Origin of the sequence: Enterococcus sp. DIV1337a, assembly GCF_051712285.1 — a bacterium.
GTDB classification, from domain to species: Bacteria; Bacillota; Bacilli; order Lactobacillales; family Enterococcaceae; genus Enterococcus; species Enterococcus faecalis.
The window spans coordinates 47556-67331 of sequence record NZ_JBIOOP010000001.1; the positions used below are offsets into that span (position 1 = coordinate 47556).

General features: G+C 40.0%; 18 protein-coding genes and 1 other annotated feature (1 of these 19 cut by a window edge). Of the genes, 16 read left to right on the forward strand and 2 right to left on the reverse strand.

Annotated elements, in window-relative coordinates:
* Positions 1–34: a binding site (T-box leader), on the forward strand; it begins 173 nt to the left of the window's first position.
* 64 nt (positions 35–98) lie between these two features.
* The 15 genes from epsC (at position 99) to IGL49_RS00270 (ending at position 17660) form a co-directional block, all read left to right on the forward strand.
* On the forward strand, positions 99–638 hold the full coding sequence (gene epsC, locus IGL49_RS00200) for a serine O-acetyltransferase EpsC (protein ID WP_002356054.1): 540 nt from the start codon (positions 99–101) through the stop codon (positions 636–638).
* Positions 631–2043, forward strand: coding sequence for a cysteine--tRNA ligase (gene cysS, locus IGL49_RS00205; protein ID WP_104855079.1), 1413 nt, complete (start codon positions 631–633; stop codon positions 2041–2043). Before epsC ends, cysS begins: the two co-directional genes overlap by 8 nt.
* A complete protein-coding gene (locus tag IGL49_RS00210) occupies positions 2040–2438 on the forward strand; it encodes a Mini-ribonuclease 3 (RefSeq protein WP_002356056.1) in 399 nt (132 codons plus the stop codon). Before cysS ends, IGL49_RS00210 begins: the two co-directional genes overlap by 4 nt.
* Positions 2428–3285 carry a 23S rRNA (guanosine(2251)-2'-O)-methyltransferase RlmB gene (gene rlmB, locus IGL49_RS00215; protein ID WP_002378685.1) on the forward strand — a complete coding sequence of 286 codons (858 nt, stop codon included), beginning with the start codon at positions 2428–2430 and terminating at the stop codon, positions 3283–3285. The genes IGL49_RS00210 and rlmB overlap by 11 nt, the downstream gene beginning before the upstream one ends.
* A 14-nt stretch (positions 3286–3299) precedes the next feature.
* Entirely contained in the window at positions 3300–3830 is a 531-nt protein-coding gene (locus IGL49_RS00220) for an NYN domain-containing protein (protein WP_002356058.1), read from the forward strand.
* 85 nt (positions 3831–3915) lie between these two features.
* Positions 3916–4482 carry a sigma-70 family RNA polymerase sigma factor gene (locus IGL49_RS00225; protein WP_104855080.1) on the forward strand — a complete coding sequence of 189 codons (567 nt, stop codon included), beginning with the start codon at positions 3916–3918 and terminating at the stop codon, positions 4480–4482.
* Positions 4483–4539: 57 nt separating this feature from the next.
* On the forward strand, positions 4540–4842 hold the full coding sequence (locus tag IGL49_RS00230) for a Veg family protein (protein WP_016618501.1): 303 nt from the start codon (positions 4540–4542) through the stop codon (positions 4840–4842).
* Positions 4843–5022: 180 nt separating this feature from the next.
* On the forward strand, positions 5023–5874 hold the full coding sequence (gene ispE, locus IGL49_RS00235; RefSeq protein ID WP_104855081.1) for a 4-(cytidine 5'-diphospho)-2-C-methyl-D-erythritol kinase: 852 nt from the start codon (positions 5023–5025) through the stop codon (positions 5872–5874).
* 148 nt (positions 5875–6022) lie between these two features.
* The gene (locus tag IGL49_RS00240; protein ID WP_104855082.1) at positions 6023–6976 is read left to right on the forward strand and encodes a metal ABC transporter substrate-binding protein; all 954 of its coding nucleotides are present in this window, start codon (positions 6023–6025) and stop codon (positions 6974–6976) included.
* Between the two features lie 25 nt (positions 6977–7001).
* Positions 7002–7694: a metal ABC transporter ATP-binding protein gene (locus IGL49_RS00245; RefSeq protein ID WP_002356064.1), complete on the forward strand. Its 693-nt coding sequence runs from the start codon at positions 7002–7004 to the stop codon at positions 7692–7694.
* A 160-nt stretch (positions 7695–7854) separates the two neighbouring features.
* Positions 7855–8694 (forward strand): metal ABC transporter permease, encoded by an 840-nt coding sequence (locus IGL49_RS00250; protein ID WP_002383493.1) that lies wholly within the window; start codon positions 7855–7857, stop codon positions 8692–8694.
* A 143-nt stretch (positions 8695–8837) separates the two neighbouring features.
* Positions 8838–9659 (forward strand): pur operon repressor, encoded by an 822-nt coding sequence (gene purR / locus IGL49_RS00255; protein ID WP_002381336.1) that lies wholly within the window; start codon positions 8838–8840, stop codon positions 9657–9659.
* A 211-nt stretch (positions 9660–9870) separates the two neighbouring features.
* Positions 9871–11247: a bifunctional UDP-N-acetylglucosamine diphosphorylase/glucosamine-1-phosphate N-acetyltransferase GlmU gene (gene glmU / locus IGL49_RS00260; protein WP_104855083.1), complete on the forward strand. Its 1377-nt coding sequence runs from the start codon at positions 9871–9873 to the stop codon at positions 11245–11247.
* 440 nt (positions 11248–11687) lie between these two features.
* Positions 11688–15845, forward strand: coding sequence for a 5'-nucleotidase C-terminal domain-containing protein (locus IGL49_RS00265; protein ID WP_429109363.1), 4158 nt, complete (start codon positions 11688–11690; stop codon positions 15843–15845).
* Between the two features lie 135 nt (positions 15846–15980).
* Positions 15981–17660 carry a peptide ABC transporter substrate-binding protein gene (locus tag IGL49_RS00270; RefSeq protein ID WP_104854681.1) on the forward strand — a complete coding sequence of 560 codons (1680 nt, stop codon included), beginning with the start codon at positions 15981–15983 and terminating at the stop codon, positions 17658–17660.
* A gap of 46 nt (positions 17661–17706) precedes the next feature.
* Here IGL49_RS00270 and IGL49_RS00275 read toward each other — a convergent pair whose 3' ends face one another.
* Together IGL49_RS00275 and IGL49_RS00280 are read right to left on the reverse strand one after the other, a co-directional pair.
* Positions 17707–17931 (reverse strand): DUF896 domain-containing protein, encoded by a 225-nt coding sequence (locus IGL49_RS00275; RefSeq protein WP_010822421.1) that lies wholly within the window; start codon positions 17929–17931, stop codon positions 17707–17709.
* A gap of 13 nt (positions 17932–17944) precedes the next feature.
* Positions 17945–18931, reverse strand: coding sequence for an LLM class flavin-dependent oxidoreductase (locus IGL49_RS00280; protein ID WP_104854680.1), 987 nt, complete (start codon positions 18929–18931; stop codon positions 17945–17947).
* Positions 18932–19149: 218 nt separating this feature from the next.
* Between IGL49_RS00280 and ruvA the strand changes: the two genes are divergently transcribed.
* A complete protein-coding gene (gene ruvA, locus IGL49_RS00285) occupies positions 19150–19764 on the forward strand; it encodes a Holliday junction branch migration protein RuvA (RefSeq protein ID WP_002361491.1) in 615 nt (204 codons plus the stop codon).
* Positions 19765–19776 lie beyond the last annotated feature (12 nt).

The window sequence follows — 19776 nt, forward strand, 5'->3', positions numbered from 1 at the left end:
AAGAAAAGTGGAACCACGCATGGGCGTCTTTTAAGCAACGTTTTTTTGTTGCTTAAAAGACGTTTTTTATTTTTGTATAATAGAAAGGAGTTCACTATATGAGTTGGTTGAAACGTAGCGTCGCAGCTGTTAAAAGAAACGATCCTGCAGCGCGGACCACACTAGAAGTTCTTTTAACGTATCCTGGCTTGCACGCCCTGTTTTGGCATCGCTTGTCTCATTTCTTATATAGGCATCAGTTGTTTTTATTGGCGAAGATTCATGCACAATTTTGGCGTTTCATAACGGGCGTAGAAATACACCCCGGCGCCACAATTGGGGCGGGAGTTTTTATCGATCACGGCATGGGCATTGTGATTGGGGAAACCGCGGAAATAGAAGAAGATGTTGTTTTGTTTCACGGAGTGACGTTAGGTGGGACCGGTCGTGATACGGGTAAACGCCATCCAACAGTGAAAAAAGGAGCGATGATTTCGGCACGAGCTCAAATTTTAGGGCCAGTTGTGATTGGTGAACGTTCAAAAATTGGTGCGGGTGCTGTTGTTATTTCAGACATCCCAGCAGATGCCACAGCTGTGGGTGTTCCTGCGAAAGTCGTTCGTCTAAATGGAAGAAAGGTGGAAAAAGGGCATGATTAAAATTTATAATACATTGACCAGAGAAAAAGAAGTATTTACGCCAATTGAGGCGCATAAAGTTCGGATGTACGTTTGCGGACCAACTGTTTATAACTATATCCATATTGGTAATGCGCGCAGTGCAATCGCCTTTGATACGATTCGTCGTTATTTTGAATATCGTGGGTATGAAGTGAATTATGTCTCAAACTTTACAGATGTCGATGATAAAATTATCAAGGCAGCTAAAGAATTGAAAATTACTGCGCCGGAAGTGGCAGATCGTTTTATCCAAGCCTTTGAAGAAGACACGCAAGCATTGAATGTCCAACCAGCAACGTTACATCCTCGGGTGATGGACCACATGCCTGATATCTTAGCTTTTATCGACGTTTTAATTGAAAAAGGTTTTGCTTATGAGGTCGCAGGTGATGTGTATTATCGCACCCGTAAATTCCCTAATTATGGTAAATTAAGCCATCAATCGATTGATGAATTAGAAGTGGGGGCAAGTCAACGAACTGGCGTTGAACAACAATTAAAAGAAGACCCATTGGATTTTGCTCTTTGGAAAAGTGCCAAAGAAGATGAAATTTCTTGGGATTCTCCTTGGGGGAAAGGACGTCCTGGTTGGCATATTGAATGCTCTGTCATGGCGACAAAACACTTGGGAGAGACGATTGATATTCACGGTGGTGGACAAGATTTAGAATTTCCACATCATGAGAATGAAATTGCACAGAGCGAAGCCAAAACAGGCCATACCTTTGCCAATTACTGGATGCATAACGGTTATGTCACAATTGGTGAAGACGATGAAAAAATGAGTAAATCCCTAGGTAACTTCATTACTGTTCATGAAATGATTCAAAAAGTGGATCCGCAAATTTTACGTTTCTTTATGTCTACCACCCAGTACCGTCGTCCGATTCGTTATAGCGAAAGCACTCTAAAAGAGGCAGCAGCCAATTATCAAAAATTGAAAAATGCGTTTGAAAATTTACGTTTTAGACAAGCAGATGCTGTTGCAAGTTTGCCAGAGGATGAACACTATTTAGCGCAATTAAACGAATTAGAACAACGTTTTATTACGGAAATGGACGATGATTTCAATGCAGCTAACGGGATTACGGTCGTTTATGAATTAGCGAAGATGATGAATCAGTACAGTGAACAAGCGGCAGTTTCGGAACCAATTCTAGTGGCGATGGATAAGCTTTTCAGTGGCTGGTTAGCTATTTTTGGTTTATTCTTTAAAAACGAAGAATTAGTGGATGCACAAGTCGATGCGTTAATTGAAGAACGGAACCAAGCACGGAAAGACCGTGATTTTGCCCGAAGTGATGAAATCCGCGATTTATTAAAAGAACAAGGCATTGTTTTAGAAGATACTCCGCAAGGAACGAGATGGAGAAGAAGTGAATGAGAGATTACAAACAATTAAATGGTTTAGCTTTGGCCTATGTTGGCGATGCGATTTATGAAATTTACATTCGTGATTATTTAGTTTCCTTAGGACAAACGAAACCGAATGTTTTGCATCGCATGGCGACACACTACGTGTCAGCAAAAGCCCAAGCAAGCTTAATGCAAGCGATGTTAGCGGGAGAAATGCTAACGGAGGAAGAAGAAGTGATGTACAAACGCGGTCGAAATGCTAAAAGTCACACCTTTGCTAAAAATGCTGATGTGACAACCTATCGGGTAGCGACCGGTTTCGAATCCTTGATGGGCTATTTACATTTAACACAACAAAAAGAACGTTTAGAAGAATTAATTAACTGGTGTATCAAGAAAGTAGGTGAAACCAATGAAAAATGAAAAATCTCGTCCTTTTAAAAAAGGTAAGAAACGTCCCGAACGTTCAGACAAGCGTTCAAAAGAACGGAACCCACGACCAGCGACAGCAGGTGCTGATGGAACCTCAGAAGAGCTAGCAGATAACTTTGTCTTTGGTTTCCATGCCACTGTCGAGGCGTTGCAGCAAGGACGCGGGAATAAATTGTTTTTACAAGAAGATGCTCGTGGCGAGAAAATTGAGCAATTAAAACAAGCAGCGAAAGAACAGGCGGTGCCAGTCAAATGGGTGCCTAAAGCAAAATTAGATACGATGAGTGATCACGGTGTGCATCAAGGTATGGTTTTAGCAATCACGGCGTATCAATATTTAACTTTAGAAGAATTATTGGAACAAACAAAAGAAAAGACAGCAACACCATTTTTCCTAATTTTAGACAGTCTAGAGGACCCACATAACTTTGGCTCAATTTTGCGAACTGCTGATGCGACAGGCGTGGATGGTATTATCATTCCGAAACATCGTGCAGTGGGAATTACACCAACCGTAACCAAAGCGTCAACAGGGGCCGTGGAACATATTCCAGTGGCTCGTGTAACGAATCTGGCGCAAAGTATTGCAACGCTAAAAGAGAATCAATTTTGGATTTTTGGTACAGATATGTCTGGGACGGATTATCGTCGCTGGAATACACAAGGCGCAATTGCCTTAATTATCGGAAATGAAGGTCGTGGCATGAGTCAAGGTCTTCATAAAGAAGTGGATGAATTATTAACGATTCCAATGACTGGACACGTTCAAAGCTTAAACGCTGGTGTGGCTGCAGGCTTGCTAATGTATGAAGTCTATCGTGGCCGCAACCCATTATAGAAGAAGGCGATTGTATGAAAAAACAATTGTTAATCGTTGATGGCTATAATATGATTGGTGCTTGGCCAGAATTGGTCCAGTTGAAAAAGCAAGAGCGTTTAGAGGATGCGCGTGAACTGCTTCTTAGTCGTCTGTCCAACTATGCCAAATATGAAGGGTTGGAAATCATTGTGGTCTTTGATGCCCAATTAGTCCCAGGCATTCAGCAGACGTACAAAAAGTACCTTTTGACCGTGGTTTTCACCAAAGAAGATGAAACAGCAGATAGTTATATTGAACGTCTAGCTGGTGAAAAAAATGATCGTTTAACGCAAGTAACAGTCGCAACGAGTGATTTGGCTGAACAATGGGTGGTCTTTTCACAAGGTGCATTGCGGACTTCGGCCAATGAACTTTACAAAGCTGTCCAGAAAACAGAAAAGACGATTGCCATTCATGCAACGGATATCCATTTCCAGCAATTTCGTCGAAATTCTCCATGGAACGTGGAGCAGTTATCAAAACTTTCTGAGAAGCTAGAAGAATTGTCTCAAAAAAAAGATTAAACAAATGTTCGCTTAAGTCATAAATTTCTAACATGCTATGCTCTCCTAAATCATTCGATACGTTTATCGAAAAGGAGGGCTTTTTATGTTAGAACAGATTCAACAAGCATTAGCAGGAGACCAAGAACAATTTCAAGCCTTATATGGGCAATATCAGCCAGTGATTTATAAGTGCATGAAAAAATACTATTTAAAAGATTATGATACTGAAGACTGGCTTCAAGAAGGACGAATTGTCTTCTTTCGGACGTTAGAACGATTTGATTCAGAAAAACAAGCATCATTAGGAAAATTTTTTAAACGAAATTTTGAAAATCACGTACATAGCTTAATTCGCCATCAATGCGCCTATAAGCGGCGAACAGATACCTTATCTATTTCCCTGGAACAACGCTTAGAAAGCGCTGGTGAAGAGTTAGTGGACTATTTAGGGACAGCGGCAACCGACCCATTAGGTCAATTAATGATTCAAGAAAAATTGGCAGCCTTTCCGACACGTCTTTCCTCGTTGGAACAACAAATTTTAAACGCATACTTAAAAGGCTATACGTTAGAAGAAATCGCTAAAGCACGTGGGGGAACTTTTTCAGCTGTCCGAAGTGCCTATGATCGTGCCAAAGCAAAAATGAAATATACATTAGAAAATGAATAAAAATTCGACAAAACAGTCGATTTGTCGAGCAAAAGTAGTTGCAAACAGACTTCTAGTATGATAAACTTGAAATTTTTTAAAAAAAGTGGTATAATGTTTCTCGAGGTGAATGCAATGCCAACAACGTTATCGTCAATTAAGAAAGATTTGGAAGGCCGTATCGGCAGTGAAATTATGTTAGTTGCTCAGACTGGAAGAAAGCGCCAAACAGAACGTAAAGGAATCTTAACGGAGACTTATCCATCTGTTTTTGTTGTTGACTTGGATCCAGACGAGAACTCATTTGAACGTGTATCTTATAGCTATTCAGATGTTTTAACACGCACCGTTGAAATCGAATTCATCGGTCAAGCCGTATAATTTAGAAAGTCCGCTTAGGAGTGAAGGAAGAGCCCTTCGTTCCTAAGCTCTTTTTAATTTCAACAATCCGTCGTCTGAGAAAGAGCAATCTTCGGTGTACTTCTTCATGGACATATGATAGAATCTAAAAGATTAAAATGTTGGTAGACAAAAGATTAAGGAAGGTGAATCAGGGAACCGATGGAAATAATCGAACGAGCTCCTGCGAAAATTAATCTTGGGTTAGATGTTCTCCATAAGCGTGTGGATGGCTATCATGAAGTTGAATCTATTTTTGCAAGTGTAGATTTAGCCGATCATTTAACTTTTGAAAATCTAGAAGAAGACATCATTCGTATTGAAACGGACAGCTCTTTTTTACCCGTGGATCGACGGAATCATGTCTATCAAGCAGTTGATTTATTAAAGCGTACCTATAATATTCATAAAGGAATTAAAATATATATTGAAAAGCGCATCCCCGTGGCAGCTGGTTTAGCAGGTGGTAGCAGTGACTGTGCCGCAGCATTACGAGGCTTGAACAAACTGTGGAATCTGGGGTTGACGATGGACGAACTCTGTGAAATTGGTAGCCAAATTGGTATGGATGTTCCTTATTGTTTGAGGGGTGGAACAGCCTTTGCAAACGGACGTGGGGAGGAAATTGAAGCATTACCGACCATGCCTCAATGTTGGATTGTGTTAGTTAAGCCAAGAATTAGTGTATCCACCAGTACCGTTTTTAATGATTTAGCGGTAGATGAATTGCATCATCCAGATATTGCTGGACTAAGAATAGCCATTGAAAATGGTGATTATACTGGGATGACCCAGACGGTCGGCAATGCGTTGGAAAGTGTCACGATTGCCAGACATCCGATCGTGCAGCAAATCAAGGATCGCATGCTGAAGTACGGCGCTGATGCAGCGTTGATGAGTGGCAGTGGACCGACAGTCTTTGCTTTGTGTGAAAAGAAAACACGAGCACAACGGATTTATAATGGACTTAAAGGCTTTTGCGAAGAAGTTTATTTGGTTCGGACATTGAAATAAGTAAAAACAACAAGACAGCTAGCCAAAATGTTGTCTTGTTGTTTTTTAAAATTTATTCCTTGACGTCCCGTGTTCCATTTGGTACATTATTCCTGGCAAATCGTAAATATTACGGTTTATAACAGGTAAATCGAAAAGAGGACAGAACATGACGAAAATCTACCGCCGTTTGATAATCGGCGTTGCTTTAGCAATCAGTGCTTTTCTTTTAGCTAGCTGTGGGCAAACCACACAATCACCAAAAGAGAAGAAAGAGCTCACGGTAATGACTACTTTTTATCCGATGTACGACTTCGCAAAACGAGTCGTTGGTGATGAGGGAGAGGTTGAGCTGTTGATTCCAGCTGGAACGGAACCACACGATTATGAACCAAGCGCAAAAGACTTAGCGAAAATTACTGATGCGGATGTCTTTGTTTATAATAGTAAAGAGCTAGAAACTTGGGTTCCGAATGTTATTGAAAACTTGGACACGAAAAAAGTTTCAATCGTGGAAGCCAGTCAATCCATTCAATTGATGCAAGGAACAGAAGAGGAAGAATCTGGCGAAGAAGGTCATGAAGGTCATCACCATTCCCACGAACTGGATCCGCATGTCTGGTTAGATCCCGTGTTAGCGCAAAAAGAAGTGACAGCGATTCGGGATGCGCTTATCAAAAAATATCCTGAGAAAAAAGCCGTATTTGAAAAAAATACTGCTGCTTATTTGGAAAAATTGACTGCGCTAGATAAGGAATACCAAGCTGCGTTTGTAGGCGCTAAAAATCGGACCTTTGTGACGCAACATGCTGCATTTGGCTATTTGGCGAAACAATATGACTTGATCCAAGAACCGATTGCTGGGATTTCTCCAGACCAAGAACCTTCGCCAAGTCGTTTAGCCGAATTAAAAAAATATATTAAAACAAACAATGTTTCTGTGATCTATTTTGAAGCATCGGCTTCTACAAAAGTAGCCAAAACATTGGCAGACGAGACAGGCGTCGAATTAGCCGTATTGAATCCTTTAGAGAGTTTAACTCAAAAAGAACAAGAAGCAGGCGAGAACTATGTGTCTGTCATGAAAGAAAATCTCGCTGCTTTGCAAAAAAGCATCCATTAATCTGGCAACAGAAAGGAGCCAACTTATGCATTATATTGAAGTCGAAAATTTAACCTTCTATTATGATGATGAACCTGTTTTAGAAGATGTTTCTTATTATGTTGATCCAGGGGAATTCGTTATTTTAACAGGAGAAAATGGCGCTGCTAAGTCAACGCTGATCAAAAGTACCTTAGGGTTATTAAAACCAACAAGTGGCAAAATTACGGTTGCTAAAAAAAATAGTGCTGGTGAAAAAATCAGCATTGGCTACATTCCACAACAAGTCGCTTCTTTCAATGCGGGCTTTCCTAGCACCGTCATTGAATTAGTACGTTCAGGTCGCTTTCCTAGAAATCGTTGGTTCAAACCGTTGACGAAAAAAGATCATCTTCACGTGGAAAAAGCTTTGAAATCAGTGGATATGTGGGAAATGCGCCACAAACGAATTGGCGAGCTTTCTGGCGGGCAAAAGCAACGGATTAGTTTAGCGCGAGTATTTGCGACCGATCCAGATTTATTTATTTTAGATGAGCCAACAACAGGTATGGATGAACAATCGCGAAACGAATTTTATCAATTGTTGCAACACAGTGCGCATGAACATGGAAAAGCTATTTTGATGATTACGCATGATCATGAAGATATCAAAACCTATGTAGATCGTCAAATTCGTCTTGTCCGCAAAGAAGATTCGAAATGGCGTTGCTTCCATATGAGTGAAGAATCGTATACGTAAATTTTCCAATAAAACGTTATCTGGCTCGATCATAACGAAAGCCAAGGAACGGCTTAAAGAAATGCTGGAAAAATTTAAAAATAAGCAGGAATTAAAAAATTAATTCGCTTAAACGTCGCTACAATGGTAGTGTTCATTTTAGCGGTAAGGAGTGAATCGTATGGCAGAAATGCTTTCTTATGCATTTATGCAAAAGGCCTTTTTAGCAGCACTGTTTATCTCAGTGATTGCCCCAATGCTCGGCGTCTTTCTAGTTATTCGTCGACAATCTTTAATGGCAGATACCCTCTCACATGTGTCATTAGCCGGTGTGGCACTAGGCTTCTTTTTTAATTGGAATCCTAATTTAATGACCCTAATTGTCGTAATTGTGGCTGCAATCATTCTAGAATATTTACGAATGATTTATAGCACCTATTCAGAAATTTCGATTGCTATTTTAATGTCAGGCGGTTTGGCTTTGGCATTAGTTTTAATGAATTTAACAGGAGGCAATTCAGCTGCTAGTATTCAATCGTATTTATTTGGTTCCATCGTCACGATTACGTGGGATCAAGTGGTTATGTTGGCGATTTTATTCGTAGTTTTAGTTTTATTGTTTATGTTATTTAAACGCCCAATGTACGTTTTAACATTTGATGAAGATACTGCTCATGTCGATGGGCTACCTATTCATTGGATGTCGATGCTTTTTAATGTAATTACTGGTGTGGCGATTGCTGTGATGATTCCGATCGCGGGGGCCTTGTTAATTTCAGCAATTATGGTCTTACCAGCTGCGATTGGTATGCGAATTGGTAAAGGCTTCAACACGGTGATCATCATCAGTGTGTTTATGGGCTTGATTGGCATGCTAACAGGGTTGACTAGCTCGTATTATTTGGAAACACCACCGAGTGCAAGCATTACCCTAATTTTTATTGGTTTATTCTTATTAGTCAATATTTATCGCCGAGTGGTTGTTATGGTCCAACGAAAACAAAAAATGCAAAGAAACTAAGGAGAAAAACGAAAGTTTTTCTCCTTTATTTCTTTTTTTTAAAAGAAATGGCGAACTATTTTCAGTTATTTGAAAAAAATCCTCGAATTTTTCGGTTAAACCCCTTATAATAAGGAACGATAGAATGAAAAGGAGTGACGAATTTGAAAATTCGGAGAAGTGAACGATTAATCGATATGACCCAATATCTTTTAGATCATCCCCATACATTGGTTTCTTTGACATATTTTGCTGACCGATACCAATCTGCCAAGTCTTCCATTAGTGAAGATTTAGCAATTGTTAAAAAAACATTTAAAGAACGTGGAACAGGTATTTTAGAAACGATTCCAGGCGCTGCAGGCGGTGTCCGCTTTATCCCTGAAATTCCTTATGAGGAAGCGGAGCAGTTGATTATGGATTTGTGTGATCGTTTGTCAGAACAAGATCGCTTATTACCTGGGGGTTATGTTTATCTTTCAGATTTACTTGGGGAACCGAATTTATTAAGACAAGTGGGCCGGATTATTGCTTCTAAATATTTAGGCAAACAAATTGATGCGGTAATGACCGTTGCGACCAAAGGAGTGCCAATTGCGCAAGCTGTGTCTTATTACTTAAATGTTCCGTTTGTGATTGTTCGTCGCGATTCTAAGATTACTGAAGGTTCAACGGTGAGCGTGAACTATGTATCAGGGTCTTCAGAACGTATCGAAAAAATGGAACTTTCAAAACGCAGCTTAAAACGCGGATCCAAAGTTTTAGTCGTGGATGACTTCATGAAAGGCGGCGGCACCGTCAATGGTATGAAGAGTATGATTGAAGAATTTGAAGCAGAACTTGTTGGCATTACCGTTTTTGCTGAGTCAAAATTCAATGGCCGTCGTGCAATCGATGACTATACTTCGCTATTGTACGTGGAAGATGTGGATACACAGACAAAAACGATTAGCGTAGTCCCAGGAAATTATTTCACAGAGAAATAATTTGAAAAAGAGCGTGAAAATGGTCCATCCCATTTTCAGGTTCTTTTTTTCTGTTTTATTCCTTTAAAAAAAGATGAGAAAATAAATTGGTCTACCTTTTAAATGCCTTATTTTGTTGAAAAAGACAAAAGAGTAAGATAAACTAGAAAAGGTATTGATGAGAACGATTTAGAAGAAAAGCAAACAATTTAGTTAATTTGAGGTGGCAAACGTGGAAAATAGATACGCAATTATTTTAGCAGCTGGTAAAGGAACACGCATGAAATCTAAACTTTACAAAGTATTGCATCCAGTTGCTGGTAAACCAATGGTGGAACATATTTTAGATCAAGTAGAACAAACAGAACCAACAGAAATCGTAACGATTGTAGGACACGGGGCGGAAATGATAAAAAGTCATTTAGGCGAACGTAGTCAATATGCCTTACAAGCTGAACAATTAGGAACTGGGCATGCAGTCATGCAAGCACAAGAGTTATTAGGTGGTAAACAAGGAACAACATTAGTTATTACAGGGGATACGCCGTTATTAACTGCGGAAACCTTGAAAAACTTATTCGATTACCATCAAGGTAAAAATGCAAGTGCGACTATTTTAACAGCACATGCTGAAGATCCAACAGGCTATGGTCGAATTATTCGTGATCATGTGGGCATTGTTGAACGAATCGTGGAACAAAAAGATGCTAGTGAAGAAGAAGCGCGTGTTCAAGAAATTAATACAGGAACCTTCTGTTTTGATAATGAATCATTGTTTGAAGCGTTAGCGAAAACAGATACAAACAATACACAAGGGGAATACTATTTAACAGATATCATTGAAATTTTGAAAAAAGAAGGCAAAGCTGTTGCTGCTTACCAAATGGCAGACTTTGACGAAGCAATGGGTGTAAATGATCGTGTCGCTTTATCCACTGCTAATAAAATTATGCATCGTCGTTTAAATGAAATGCATATGCGAAATGGTGTTACATTTATTGATCCTGATACAACGTATATTGATGAAGGCGTGGTAATTGGTTCAGACACAGTCATTGAAGCGGGAGTCACTATCAAAGGAAAAACAGTGATTGGCGAAGATTGCTTGATTGGCGCACATTCAGAAATCATTGATAGTCACATCGGCAATCAAGTGGTTGTTAAACAGTCTATGATTGAAGAAAGTGTGGTTCGCGAGGGGGCCGATGTAGGTCCGTATGCACATTTACGTCCTAAAGCAGATGTGGGGGCAAACGTACACATTGGTAACTTCGTGGAAGTAAAAAATGCAACAATCGATGAAGGCACAAAAGTGGGCCATTTAACATACGTTGGTGATGCAACATTAGGCAAAGATATTAATGTCGGTTGCGGCGTTGTTTTTGTTAATTATGATGGCAAAAATAAACACCAAACAATCGTAGGTGATCACGCATTTATTGGCTCTGCAACGAACATTGTTGCGCCAGTCACGATTGGTGATCATGCGGTGACTGCTGCTGGTTCAACCATCACAGAAGATGTCCCTTCAGAAGATTTGGCGATTGCCCGGGCACGTCAAGTGAATAAAGAAGGCTATGCTAAAAAGTTACCTTATATGAAGGATTAATCTCAAATAAAAAAGAACGCTCTTTTGCTTAAGCAAAAGAGCGTTCTTTTTCCTCCTTAAAGACTAGACCAATTGCTGCTAGTATTTGTTTAGAGACGTTCAAGGACTAGACCAATGCTGTTTATTCGGTATTTTTAGTTATTTTTTTCAAAAAAATAGTTTTTGTTCTTCTTTTCCAATATAAAAAGACTTTCTTTTTTATAAAGTTCGTGTTTTAGTTAAAATTATTATTTTTTTCACAAACAAATCCACTATATTGTCAAAAAATAAAAACAATTTACAGGAAAAACATCTTATTTTAACGGAATTTACTGTTTTTTATTTAACGGATATATTATTATAGGGAAAGAAGAGCAGTGTGATGGGGGAAGGCTCTTTTTGTTGTTTGTTACTTTGACAATTGTTTGTTGCAAATGGGTTGAAACACAAGGAGGAAATTTGTGAAAAAGTTGAGCTTTAAAAAAGTGAAGTGGGGCATGCATTTTTTAATGGCTGTTGCGTTGATAGCGCCAAGCGTTACTAGTACGGCATATGCAATAGAAACAACGAGTCAACAAAGTTCAGAAGCAGTAACAAGTACCACCGATTCAAGTAGAAAACAAGAACCAGTCATCACACAGGAAACAACAGACAGCAAACAAGAAGCACCAAATCAGGCTACGAGTGACAGTGTCAAGCAGTCACAAGAAACCACGGCACCAACAGAGACGACGAATTTAGAAACGTCAACCGCTGAAAAAGAAGAAACGAGCACGCCGCAAAAAATAACAATTTTAGGTACGTCAGATGTTCATGGTCAATTATGGAATTGGTCTTATGAAGATGATAAAGAACTACCAGTTGGTTTGTCCCAAGTAAGTACAGTCGTCAACCAAGTCCGGGCACAAAACCCAGCAGGCACCGTTTTAATTGATAATGGCGACAATATTCAAGGCACTATTTTAACAGATGACTTGTATAATAAAGCGCCTTTAGTGAATGAAAAGACCCATCCAATGATCACCGCAATGAATGTGATGAAGTATGATGCAATGGTTTTGGGGAATCATGAGTTTAATTTTGGTTTACCATTAATCAAAAAAATTCAACAAGAAGCCACTTTTCCAATCTTGTCTGCGAATACCTACAATAAGGAAGATGGTCGTCGTTTTGTTGAAGGGACTACCACGAAGGAACTTGATTTTAATCAAGATGGGCAGCCAGATTTAAAAGTTGGGATTATCGGCTTAACAATCCCGCACATTCCTTTGTGGGATGGCCCTCGTGTTACTTCGCTTAATTTTTTACCTTTGAAAGAAGAAGCAGAAAAAGCAGTTGCTGAGTTGAAAACTAACGATCAGGCTGACATTATTGTTGCCTCGATTCATGCGGGACAACAAAATAGTGATCCAGCTGCCAGTGCCGACCAAGTGATTGAAAATGTCGCGGGGATTGATGCGTATATTCTGGGCCATGACCACCTTTCTTTTACTAAGCAAGGATCAGCGCCGAATGGAAAAACTGTACCGGTAGGCGGACCGAAAGATACGGGGACAGAAGTTGTCAAGATTGATCTTTCAGTTGCTAAAAATGCTGATAAATGGGAAGTACAAGAAGGTACAGCAACGATTGTACCAACAACGAATGTTCCGGCAGATGAAGCAGTTAAGGCAGCGACGAAAGAATACCATGAAAAAACGCGAGCGTTTATTCAGGAGGAAATCGGCACAGCCACAGCTGATTTCTTACCAAAACAAGAAATTAAAGGAATTCCCGAAGCACAATTACAACCAACAGCGATGATTTCTTTAATTAATAACGTTCAAAAAGAAGTAACAGGCGCACAATTAAGTGCGGCAGCCCTGTTTAAATACGACAGTAAATTACCTGCGGGGAAGATTTCCTATGCCACGATTTTTGATATCTACAAATACCCGAATACCTTAGTGAGTGTTCCCATTAACGGTGAAAACTTACTGAAGTATTTAGAAAAACAAGGGGCGTACTATAACCAAACACAGCCAGATGATTTGACCATTAGTTTTAATCCAAACATTCGTGTGTATAACTATGACATGATTTCGGGAGTGGACTACAAGATTGACATTTCAAAACCAGTGGGTAAACGAATTGTAGATGCGAAAATTGACGGCCAACCGCTTGATCCTGCCAAAGAATATACGATTGCTATGAATAATTATCGTTACGGCGGTTTAGCTAGCCAAGGGATTCAAGTCGGGGAACCTATTAAAAATTCTGATCCAGAAACCTTACGAGGAATGATTGTTGATTATATTAAGAAAAAAGGAACGCTTGATCCAGAACAAGAAATCGAACGAAATTGGTCAATTATTGGGACAAATTTTGATGAAAAATGGCGTGCTAAAGCAATTGAATTAGTGAATGATGGCACTCTTCAAATTCCAACTTCTCCTGATGGACGTACACCAAACGCCGCCGCTATTACGAAACAAGACGTCCGTAATGCGGGCTTTGATTTAGATAATGCATATACCATTATGCACACAAATGACGTTCATGGACGACTAGAAGCAGGGAAAGGCGAATTAGGTATGGCGCGTCTAAAAACCTTTAAAGACCAAGAAAACCCAACCTTGATGGTGGATGCAGGAGATGTTTTCCAAGGATTACCAATCTCCAATTTCTCCAAAGGAGCGGATATGGCCAAAGCAATGAATGAAGTTGGTTATGATGCCATGGCGGTGGGAAATCACGAGTTTGATTTTGGTTTAGAGATTGCACTAGGCTATAAAGACCAACTGAATTTTCCGATTTTATCTAGTAATACGTATTACAAAGATAGCAGTGGACGGGTTTTTGATCCGTATACAATCGTAGAAAAAGCTGGGAAAAAGTTTGCCATTGTAGGTGTGACAACCCCAGAAACAGCAACGAAAACACACCCGAAAAACGTGGAGAAGGTGACGTTTAAAGACCCGATTCCAGAAGTAGAAGCAGTGATTAAGGAAATTAAAGAGAAGTACGCGGATATTCAAGCTTTCGTGGTTACTGGGCATTTAGGCGTAGATGAGACGACGCCGCATATCTGGCGTGGCGATACGCTAGCAGAAACCCTTAATCAAACATATCCTGAGTTAGATATCACTGTGATTGATGGCCATTCGCATACAGCCGTCGAAAGTGGCAAACGTTATGGCAAAGTAATCTATGCTCAAACGGGTAATTATTTAAATAATGTTGGAATTGTCACAGCACCAGAGAGTGAACTAACTAAGAAAACAGCAAAATTGATTCCAGCAGAAGAGTTGCTAGGATTGCCAGAAAACCCGGCAGTCAAAGCCATCGTTGATGAAGCACGAATGAATTTTAACGCTGAAAATGAAAAAGTAATTGTCGATTATATTCCATTCACATTGGATGGACAACGAGAAAATGTGCGCACACGAGAGACCAACTTAGGGAATTTGATTGGTGATGCGATTATGTCATATGGACAAGACGCGTTTAGTCAACCTGCTGATTTTGCAGTAACTAATGGTGGCGGCATTCGCGCTGATATTAAACAAGGGCCAATTAAAGTTGGGGATGTCATTGCTGTGTTACCTTTTGGCAATAGCATTGCGCAAATTCAAGTAACCGGCGCTCAAGTTAAAGAAATGTTTGAAATGTCTGTTCGTTCGATTCCCCAGAAAGATGAGAATGGCACAATTTTACTAGATGATGCTGGCCAACCAAAACTTGGCGCAAATGGTGGTTTCCTACATGTTTCAAGCTCCATTCGTATCCACTACGATTCCACAAAACCAGGTACTCGCTTGGCTAGTGACGAAGGCAATGAAACAGGACAAACGATTGTCGGTAGTCGCGTATTAGGAATAGAAATTAAAAATCGGCAAACACAAAAGTTTGAACCATTGGATGAGAAGAAACAATACCGGATGGCTACCAATGATTTCTTAGCTGCTGGTGGTGATGGTTACGATATGCTAGGTGGCGAACGAGAAGAAGGGATTTCACTGGATGCTGTCTTAATTGAATACTTGAAAAGTGCAACCAGCTTGCGGTTATATCGTGCAGCAACGACGATTGATTTAGCGCAATATAAAGAACCATTCCCAGGCGAACGAATTGTTTCTCTTTCGGAAGAAGCTTACAAAGAGTTAATCGGTGGAGGGGAGACCCCGAAACCAGAACCGAAACCAGAACCGAAACCAGAACCGAAACCAGAACCGAAACCAGAACCGAAACCAGAACCGAAACCAGAACCGAAACCAGAACCGAAACCAGAACCGAAACCAGAACCGAAACCAGAACCGAAACCAGAACCGAAACCAGAACCGAAACCAGAACCGAAACCAGAACCGAAACCAGAACCGAAACCAGAACCGAAACCAGAACCGAAACCAGAACCGAAACCAGAACCGAAACCAACACCAGAAACACCAGTAGCAACCAATCAACAGAACCAAGCGGGAGCAAGACAGAGCAATCCATCCGTAACAGAGAAGAAAAAATATGGCGGCTTTTTGCCTAAAACGGGTACAGAAACAGAAACGCTTGCGTTATATGGTTTACTGTTCGTTGGACTTTCTTCTTCTGGCTGGTATATTTATAAACGACGTAGCAAAGCTAGTTAGTCATTTTTTAAGAACCGTCCTTCGGGATTGGTTCTTTTTTTATTTTAATACTTGCCATTTGTTTTTAATTTTAGTATTATAAGAATATTCTAAAAATTAAAAAATGAAGAGTTTTTTCTGTGAAGGGAGAAAGGCATGAAAAGTAAACGTATAAAAGGACTTATCGGGTTAAGTTTAACAACGCTGTTAGTTTTAGCTGCTTGTGGTGGTGATGGGGGAGTTGGCGCCGAAAAAGCAAAGGGCGGGTCAGAGAAAACCGCCGCTAAACAAGAATTTAAAGTAGTGATTCAACAAGAAATGCCTTCTGCAGATTTATCTTTAGGAACAGATACAATTAGTTTCACGGCACTGAATAATGCGTATGAAGGAATTTATCGTTTAGATGATAAAAGCAAGCCGCAACCAGCAGGGGCTAAAGAAAAAGTGCAAGTCAGTGATGATGGTCTGACGTATACAGTGAAACTAAGAGAAGAAGCAAAATGGTCCAATGGTGATCCTGTCACAGCTGCCGATTATGTTTTTAGTTGGCAACGTACAGCAGATCCTCAGACTGGCGCTGAGTATGCTTATTTTCTAGAAATGATTGAAAATGGTGCAGACATTGTAGCTGGTAAGAAAACAGTTTCTGAATTAGGCATTAAAGCAAACGGGGATTACGAGCTAGAAATTAAACTGGCAAAACCAACACCATATTTTGATTATTTACTGGCCTTTCCACTATTTTTCCCGCAACATCAAGCAACCGTAGAGAAATATGGCAAAGATTACGCTGCTTCCAGTGAAAAAGCAGTCTATAATGGTCCGTTTGTCTTAGCTAACTTTGAAGGGGCTGGCTCAGATACCAATTGGACTTTAGAAAAAAATGAAAACTATTGGGATAAAGACAATGTCAAATTAGATAAAATCAATTTTGATGTTGTCAAGGAGGCACCAACTGCCTTGAACTTATTCCAAGATGGCCAAGCAGACGATGTTATTTTAAGTGGCGAATTGGCCCAGCAAATGGCGAAGGATCCAGAATTGGTTATCGAAAAAGAAGCACGAACTAGCTATTTGGAATTTAATCAGCGAGATAAAAATTCACCGTATAATAATGTGAATTTACGCAAAGCAATTTCGGCAGCGATTGATCGCAACGCATTAGTAGATAAAATTTTAGGCGACGGCTCAGTAGTCGCTACCGGCTTAATTCCAGAAGGGATGTCGTATTCACCGACAGATGACAAAGATTTTGCTGATGAAAATAAAAAAATTGTTGAATATAGTCCAGAAAAAGCAAAAGAATATTGGGCAAAAGCGAAGAAAGAATTGGGCATAACAACATTCAAAATGGATATTGTTGCCGATGATGTCGATTCTACGAAAAAGTTAGCGGAATATATTCAAGGTACGTTAAAGGATACTTTAGAGGGCATTGATGTAACAGTGAGCCCAGTGCCGTTTTCAGTTCGAATTGATCGAGGCAGTCGCGGCGATTTTGAGACAATCTTAGGTGGCTGGGCTGCGGATTACGCTGATCCAAGTAGTTTCTTAGACCTTTTTGTCACTGGCAATAACTATAACCGTGGGCGTTTTTCAAGTAAAGCCTATGATGAGTTGATCGAGGCTTCAGCCACAAGAGATGCATCAGATCCTGAAAAACGTTGGGAAGACATGGTTAAGGCCGAGAAGTTATTGATTGGTGAAGAGACAGCTTTAGCACCACTTTATCAAAAGGCGACTGCCCATCTACGCAGTAAAGAAGTGAAAGGTGTCGTTGCCCATGGTGCTGGCGCGCAATATGATTATAAGTGGACATATGTAACAGAAGAGTAGTTAAAAAGAGACACAGAATAGTCGATTTGACTGTTCCGTGTCTCTTTTAATCAAAATGTTTCTGCTGTTCTTCTTTTAATTTTTCTGGTGTTACATCTTCACCAGTAGGGTCATAAATAGTGACCCCCATTAACGTTTTATTGAATTGTTCGCGAATGGTCCGCAAATATTCTTGTCGTAAATCGACACGAAGGGCTTGTTCTTCAGGTGTTAAGCCCTGTTCACGCTCTTTTTGCGCAAGTGTATTAATTCTTTTTAAAACATCTAACATTTTTGTCTCCTTTCTACAATAATTCTTTTGCCACGCGTTCAAATGATTGAAAGCGCGTTTGTTTGTCGTAACCTGGGGTGATCAGCATCGCTTCTGTTAAGCCTAATTCTTCTTGTTGGTGGAAAAACTCTGCGACTTCTTGGCTACTGCCAATGACAAAGCGTTGTTTATTTTGTTCTAACACCTGCTTGTCCATTTCACTATAAGGAAAAGCAAGAGCCTCTTCTGGCGATAAAAACTTATTAGGAAGCCCGTGTTCGGTGGCAAAAATATAATGCTCGAAACTAGCCGCATGGTATTCTGCTTCTTCTTTCGTGTCGGCGGCAAAAGTGAAATACGCAGCGCTCGCTTGAGGCTCTTGTTGTTCAGTTACTGGTCGGAAATGCTTGTAATATGCTGACAATACTTCTTTGGGCAACTGTCCATGAATAAACTGCGCAAAGGAAAAATTAATGCCATATTCACCAGCTGAACGTGCGCTTTCTTTACTAGCACCTAGTAACCAGGGTTGTGGTAATAGAACTTCCCGCGGAACAGCTGAAATTTTAGAATATAAATGATCTTCAGGAAATTCCTCTCTTAAAAAGAGTAAAATTTCAGGTAATTTATCAAATTGATCTAGTTGTGGTGGCTGACCATTATTTAACGCCAACGTAGTTAAAGGGCTGCCACCAGGCGAGCGGCCCATACCTAAATCGATTCGATCAGGATATAAAGCTGCTAACGTTTTAAACGTTTCTGCGACTTTAAATGGCGCATAATGCATGGTCATGATGCCACCCGCGCCAACACGAATTTTTTCGGTGGCGCTAGCAATATGTGCAACTAAAATTTCTGGTGTTGCACTGGCAAAGGCGTCTGAACTGTGATGTTCGGCATACCAAATTCTTGTGTAGCCAAGTTTTTCCGCCAACTGAGCGAGCTCTTTGGCTTCTTGTAAGGTGTCGCTTGCTGATTGATTTTTAGGAACCGTTAATTGATCTAAGATACTTAATTTCATGTATGTAGTCTCCTTTTTGATTATTTTTTTGAAGCTACCGCTATTATTACGCAAGCATGTCAAAAAAAACAGTACGCACTTTTTAATTCCCTAGTGAGTGAAAAGTAACCAATAGATGTAGCCAAGGTCGATGATAAAAAATTCTCCGCTATGGCTTTTTGATGCTTTGTGTTAAAATGGAACATATGTACGCAATCAGCAATTGGAAAGGTGACAACATGTACGAATATATTATTGGAAAAGTAACGTTTGTTAGCCCATACTATATTGTCGTTGAAACAAATGGCATTGGCTATCAGATTTCAGTCGATAACCCGTATCGCTATTCAGGAAAAATGGATACGGATATTAAACTATATCTTCACCAAGTCGTGCGGGAAGATGCACAACTTTTATTTGGTTTTGGCAGTTTAGAAGAAAAACAATTGTTCTTAAAATTAATCAGTGTCTCTGGAATTGGCCCTAAAAGTGGCTTAGCTATCATGGCTTCTGTGGCTGATCATGGTGGTTTAATCAATGCAATTGAAGGGGAAGATGTTACATATTTAACGAAGTTTCCAGGTGTTGGCAAGAAAACAGCCCAACAAATGATTTTAGATTTAAAAGGAAAACTAGGCGAATTAGAGTCTTCCGAAGCAGCGGTTGCGGCCATGACCGCAACCGAAGTGGTGACAACAAGCAATCAAGCATTGGCAGAAGCGTTAGAAGCATTAAGTGCCCTAGGCTACAGTGACCGAGAGATTAAGCGTATCACTAAGCAATTGGAAGCGTTAGGTGAGACAACGACAGATGTTTATTTGAGCAATGCGTTAAAATTCATGATGAAACGCTAAGGAGGAATAACG

Coding starts and splice junctions, on each gene's coding strand:
- epsC (WP_002356054.1), top strand. CDS start 99: ATGAGTTGGTTGAAACGTAGCGTCGCAGCTGTTAAAAGAAACGATCCT.
- cysS (WP_104855079.1), top strand. CDS start 631: ATGATTAAAATTTATAATACATTGACCAGAGAAAAAGAAGTATTTACG.
- IGL49_RS00210 (WP_002356056.1), top strand. CDS start 2,040: ATGAGAGATTACAAACAATTAAATGGTTTAGCTTTGGCCTATGTTGGC.
- rlmB (WP_002378685.1), top strand. CDS start 2,428: ATGAAAAATGAAAAATCTCGTCCTTTTAAAAAAGGTAAGAAACGTCCC.
- IGL49_RS00220 (WP_002356058.1), top strand. CDS start 3,300: ATGAAAAAACAATTGTTAATCGTTGATGGCTATAATATGATTGGTGCT.
- IGL49_RS00225 (WP_104855080.1), top strand. CDS start 3,916: ATGTTAGAACAGATTCAACAAGCATTAGCAGGAGACCAAGAACAATTT.
- IGL49_RS00230 (WP_016618501.1), top strand. CDS start 4,540: ATGATAAACTTGAAATTTTTTAAAAAAAGTGGTATAATGTTTCTCGAG.
- ispE (WP_104855081.1), top strand. CDS start 5,023: ATGGAAATAATCGAACGAGCTCCTGCGAAAATTAATCTTGGGTTAGAT.
- IGL49_RS00240 (WP_104855082.1), top strand. CDS start 6,023: ATGACGAAAATCTACCGCCGTTTGATAATCGGCGTTGCTTTAGCAATC.
- IGL49_RS00245 (WP_002356064.1), top strand. CDS start 7,002: ATGCATTATATTGAAGTCGAAAATTTAACCTTCTATTATGATGATGAA.
- IGL49_RS00250 (WP_002383493.1), top strand. CDS start 7,855: ATGGCAGAAATGCTTTCTTATGCATTTATGCAAAAGGCCTTTTTAGCA.
- IGL49_RS00270 (WP_104854681.1), top strand. CDS start 15,981: ATGAAAAGTAAACGTATAAAAGGACTTATCGGGTTAAGTTTAACAACG.
- IGL49_RS00275 (WP_010822421.1), bottom strand. CDS start 17,931: ATGTTAGATGTTTTAAAAAGAATTAATACACTTGCGCAAAAAGAGCGT.
- IGL49_RS00280 (WP_104854680.1), bottom strand. CDS start 18,931: ATGAAATTAAGTATCTTAGATCAATTAACGGTTCCTAAAAATCAATCA.
- ruvA (WP_002361491.1), top strand. CDS start 19,150: ATGTACGAATATATTATTGGAAAAGTAACGTTTGTTAGCCCATACTAT.